The 4,511-nt window shown below is 55.8% G+C and carries 5 protein-coding genes; 3 read left to right on the forward strand and 2 right to left on the reverse strand.

What is annotated here, in order from left to right; genetic code table 11:
* Positions 1-216 precede the first annotated feature (216 nt).
* Complete coding sequence (locus CSA35_00005; GenBank protein PIE55611.1) at positions 217-1,560, reverse strand: sodium-dependent transporter; 1,344 nt, start codon at positions 1,558-1,560, stop codon at positions 217-219.
* A gap of 264 nt (positions 1,561-1,824) precedes the next feature.
* Here CSA35_00005 and hypC point away from each other — a divergent pair, with 264 nt between their 5' ends.
* Genes hypC through hypE form a run of 3 tightly spaced genes read left to right on the forward strand, consistent with a single transcriptional unit; the run spans position 1,825 to position 4,113 of the window.
* Positions 1,825-2,070 (forward strand): HypC/HybG/HupF family hydrogenase formation chaperone, encoded by a 246-nt coding sequence (gene hypC, locus CSA35_00010; protein PIE55612.1) that lies wholly within the window; start codon positions 1,825-1,827, stop codon positions 2,068-2,070.
* On the forward strand, positions 2,060-3,139 hold the full coding sequence (locus CSA35_00015) for a hydrogenase formation protein HypD (protein ID PIE55613.1): 1,080 nt from the start codon (positions 2,060-2,062) through the stop codon (positions 3,137-3,139). Before hypC ends, CSA35_00015 begins: the two co-directional genes overlap by 11 nt.
* Positions 3,127-4,113: a hydrogenase expression/formation protein HypE gene (gene hypE, locus CSA35_00020; GenBank protein PIE55614.1), complete on the forward strand. Its 987-nt coding sequence runs from the start codon at positions 3,127-3,129 to the stop codon at positions 4,111-4,113. Before CSA35_00015 ends, hypE begins: the two co-directional genes overlap by 13 nt.
* An 89-nt stretch (positions 4,114-4,202) precedes the next feature.
* On the opposite strand, the gene CSA35_00025 is transcribed toward hypE, so the two are convergent.
* The coding region (locus tag CSA35_00025) for a hypothetical protein (GenBank protein PIE55615.1) at positions 4,203-4,511 on the reverse strand (309 nt) is incomplete at its 5' end.

Consider the following 4,511-nt stretch of genomic DNA (forward strand, 5'->3'; position numbering starts at 1 on the left):
TGTCTATAACCACGGGAAGATCGCTCTGAAGCACTTCGACATCGAAATTCTCCTTGCTGAGCTCAACCATAAACTGTCACCTCCTTTATTTGACCTTGTGTTTAGATATAAAAGCAACATCATTCAAAAAGCCCATTCCTAATAATAGCTTCATCTTACCCTAAACGAGGGGGCGCCTCTTGCGACGTCCCCTCGTTTCCACGTAGTCTTTTTTGCCTACCACTTCAGGCCAGTGACGAAAATATAGAGCATACTCAACGGTGCCACGAACTTCACCAGAATCAACCACAGGCTGTACCCCGGAAAAGCAGGGATCATACCACCATTAGTGACCTCATCCTTGACCGAGTCCTTGATGACCCATCCCACGAAGATCGAGATCAAGATGGCACCCACGGGCATCATAATCTGATCGGTCATAAACCCAGCCGCATCCAGAAAATCTTTCCCAAAAACCTTCAGGCCACCACCCAGGGAGATAGCCGAGGGGATACCCAGTAAGAAGATGAGGGTCCCCATGGTCCAAGCTGCCTTGGCCCGGCTCCAGCCTTTGTCAATGAAGTACGAACAGACAACTTCCAAGAGGGAGATAGCCGACGTGAGTGCCGCAACGAAGAGGAGCAGGAAGAACGAAGCGGACCACATCATGCCACCGGCCATCTGGGCGAAGATTCCCGGAAGGGTTATGAAGGTGAGCCCCGGCCCGGCACCGGGCTCGACACCGAAGGCAAAAACCGCAGGAAAGATAACCAGCCCGGCCAGGAAGGCTACCAAGGTATCCAGGAAACAAACCTGGGCTGCAGCTGCCCCCAGGTTGATGTCTTTCCGGAGGTAACTTCCATAGGTGATCATGCATCCCATACCCAGGGAGAGGGAGAAAAAAGCCTGTCCCAACGCAGCCATGAAGGTCCCTGCTGTGATCTTGGAAAAGTCGGGCCTGAGATAAAAATCGATACCCTTACCAGCCCCCTCCAAGGTGACCGAGCGACCGATCAGGACGATCAACAGAATAAACAGAGCGGGCATAAGGATCTTACAGTAGCGCTCAATTCCTTCCCCAACGCCTCGATAGACCACCCAGATGACGGAGAACATGAAGATGGCCTGGTAGAGGATGACCATGGACGAGTTGGAGATAAACCCTCCAAAGGCGTCGCCGGCTTTGCCGGCAGCAGCCACATCCATGAGATCGGTGAAAGACCCGATGATATATTTTATGGTCCACCCTCCGACAACTCCATAGTAGGACAGGATGAGAAATCCACAGGAGAGACCGAGCCATCCAACCAAGGGCCAGGCACCGCCCTTCAACCTCGCAAAAGAGCCTACGGCATTAAGCTGAGCACGACGACCGATGATGAACTCAGCCAACATGACGGTAAAGCCGATACATACGACCATAAGCACGTATACGAGAACAAAGGCTCCTCCACCGTTGCTCCCGGTCACATACGGAAATTTCCAGATATTTCCCAAACCCACAGCAGAGCCGGCAGCAGCCAAGATAAAACCAATACGACTTCCCCACTGTTCCCGTTGTTGCTTAACTTGATTACTCATAAGCGCTCCTGCCTTTCTCTCTGATGCTTGCACTTTTTGGCATCTGCCATTATTTCTACCACATCATCGCACACCTAAACATCACGAAGACCGCCCTTATCACCTCCCAAAAAAGTGAATATAAGAACAATAAAAAAATGGCTGAATTTACCTTCGACAACTACTTGATCGTATTATACACATTATGGCGTGCAGATCAACCACCCAACGTCCCGATAAAGGAGAACAGGTAGTACAATGTCCACATAGAGAGGAGAGGTCTCCATGTGTCTGGCCATACCACACATCATTACCGAGCTCACCACCGAGAAAGAGGCCCTGGCCCAAGCAGGGGCCGTCGTCCGAAAGATTCGTACTGACTTGGTCGATGCCCCCTTCGTAGGGGATGTTGTCCTGGTTCATGCGGGCTTTGCTATCGAGAAGGTGCCCCCAGAGGACTCGGAGGAACTCAACGCTATGTGGGATCGAATCAGGGAACTCGCCGGCGAGGGATCCCCCGATGATTTCTAAGCGTCTGGCCGTCCTGAAAAAGGCCCTTCATCGCCTCAGACAGCCCATCACTGTAATGGAAGTCTGCGGAACTCACACTGTTTCCATATTTCGACACGGCCTCCGCACGATGCTCCCCGAAAACTTACGGCTCGTCTCCGGCCCTGGATGCCCTGTGTGCGTAACAGCTCAGGGCGAGGTCGATACCGCTATCGCCCTCGCCGAACGGGAAGATCTGATCCTCGCCACGTATGGAGACATGATCCGGGTTCCGGGCAGCCACGGCACCCTGAGCGACAAACGCGCCCAAGGAGCTCGGATATCGGTGGTCCTCTCGGCTATGGACGCTCTGGCCCTGGCCTGGAGATATCCAGATCACCAGGTGGTCTTTCTTGGCGTGGGCTTCGAGACGACCGCCCCAGCGACGGCTGCCCTCATACTTCAGGCAAAAAAAGAGGCCATCAGTAACCTCTCAGTGCTCTGTCTTCATAAAAAGGTTCCGCCAGCCCTGAACGTTCTAGCGTCCAGGGAAAAACGGAACATGGACGCGCTGCTTCTTCCGGGACACGTCGCTGTGATCCTGGGGAAAAGGCCCTTTGAATTTCTCCCGAAGCGATACGGAATTCCCTGCGCTATAGCCGGTTTTGAGCCCGATGAAATTCTCCTGGGGCTGGCGATGTTGCTGGATCAAATAGCCTCGGGCTCACCTAAAGTCGACTTGTGCTATCCCCGGGTTCGTCCTCAAGGGAACCCCAAGGCTCAGGCTCTGATGGACCGAATTTTCAGATCAGGCGCTGCCACCTGGAGAGGGTTGGGAAGCATAGAGCACTCAGGGCTGGAGATCGCCCCTGAATACGCCGACTTCGATGCCTCCCGTCGGTTCTCTGTACCACTTCGAGAGGTTCCAGAGCCAACAGGGTGTCGTTGCGGAGACGTGCTCATCGGCGAGATCGATCCCGACGGATGTCCACTCTTCAGCACTCTCTGCACTCCGACGGACCCCGTGGGCCCGTGCATGGTCTCCAGTGAGGGGACCTGCTCGGCATGGCATCAATACGCCAGAAGGCAGCACGAGCTATGTCGACACTGAACCTGGGCCATGGAAGTGGTGGTCGCCTGAGTGCCCAACTGATCCGGCGATTCATGGATCAATTTGACGAACGTGCAGAGTATAAGTCACTGGAAGACTGTGCATTTATAAGTCCATCCACAGCGGTGACCATCGACGGCTTTACCATCTCACCCCGTTTTTTCCCGGGAGGCGACCTGGGGAAGCTCGCCATCTGCGGCGGCACCAACGATCTGGCCGTTCGAGGCTCTCGTCCCCGATTCGTGGCACTGAGCATCGTCGCCGAGGAAGGATTGGAGGAGGAGGAACTCCTCCATCATGGCCGAAGCGCGGCCCAAGTTTGCCGGGAACTGGACGTCAAGCTCGTCGCAGGGGACACAAAGATCGTTCCCCGTGGGGCAGTTGACGGACTCTTTCTCACCGTGGCCTCTCTGGGTGAACCAGTCGGGGCTCCTCTCGGAATGGACAGAATCCGCCCGGGCGACCTTATCGCCGTTACAACAGCCGTCGGTCGTCATGGGGCGACCATCGGAGCTCTTCGATTCGGCCTGAACGTTCCGGGCCTGAGCAGCGATTGCGCCCCTCTGTGGCCTCAAATCAGGCATCTGGCAACCATGACAGGTGTTCGAGCCATGAGGGACTGCACCAGAGGAGGTCTGGGAACTGCCCTGTGCGAGTGGGCCGAGGGAACCGGTTTGGGCATCGAAATCGACGAATCAGCCATCCCCATAGACTATGAGGTCCTCTCGGTGTGCGACGTTCTGGGGTTCGACCCCCTCCATCTGGCCTGCGAAGGCTGCGCGGTGGTAGCCTTTCAGAGGAGTGCCGAAGAACAGGTCCTCTCAGCTTTGACGAACCATCCTCATGGAGGCAGTAGCACCGTCATTGGCACCGTCACAGAGGAGCACCCAACCATGGTCGGTCTCCGAACTACCGTCGGCGGTCTTAGGGTAGTGGACATGCCCGTGGGAGAGATTCTGCCTCGAATTTGCTGAGAAACAGGAGGAGCCGTCCCAGTTGGGACGGCTCCTCCTGTCGTTATGCTGTATGCTGTCTGCCGTTATGCTCTCGACCCGTAGACCCTTCAACGCCTCAGGAAAACAAGCGGCAGGGCGAGGAACAGAACGGCCGGGGCAAATCCTGCGGAACAACCGCCACCACCACCGCCAGCTGCAGGAGCAGGGCTCGGGCCAGTACCTTTATACTCGTAGGCTCCAAGGTCAGGCGTATCCTGAGGATCACGCATCTCTCCCCTCTGATCCCTGGAGATCAGGCTGACGACTGTAGCCGGCAGTATATCGCTGCTCACCGTCCCGGCGTCTCTCGCTGGACTGTTCTCATCTATCGCCATGGTCCACGTGAAGCCGCCGTTATCGGCCAGGGAACTCAGGAA

Origin of the sequence: Dethiosulfovibrio peptidovorans, from assembly GCA_002748665.1 — a bacterium.
Classification (GTDB): Bacteria; Synergistota; Synergistia; order Synergistales; family Dethiosulfovibrionaceae; genus Dethiosulfovibrio; species Dethiosulfovibrio peptidovorans_A.

What these genes read in the sequence shown, in the direction of transcription:
- CSA35_00005 (PIE55611.1), bottom strand. Translation starts at nt 1,560, where the DNA reads ATGAGTAATCAAGTTAAGCAACAACGGGAACAGTGGGGAAGTCGTATT.
- hypC (PIE55612.1), top strand. Translation starts at nt 1,825, where the DNA reads ATGTGTCTGGCCATACCACACATCATTACCGAGCTCACCACCGAGAAA.
- CSA35_00015 (PIE55613.1), top strand. Translation starts at nt 2,060, where the DNA reads ATGATTTCTAAGCGTCTGGCCGTCCTGAAAAAGGCCCTTCATCGCCTC.
- hypE (PIE55614.1), top strand. Translation starts at nt 3,127, where the DNA reads ATGTCGACACTGAACCTGGGCCATGGAAGTGGTGGTCGCCTGAGTGCC.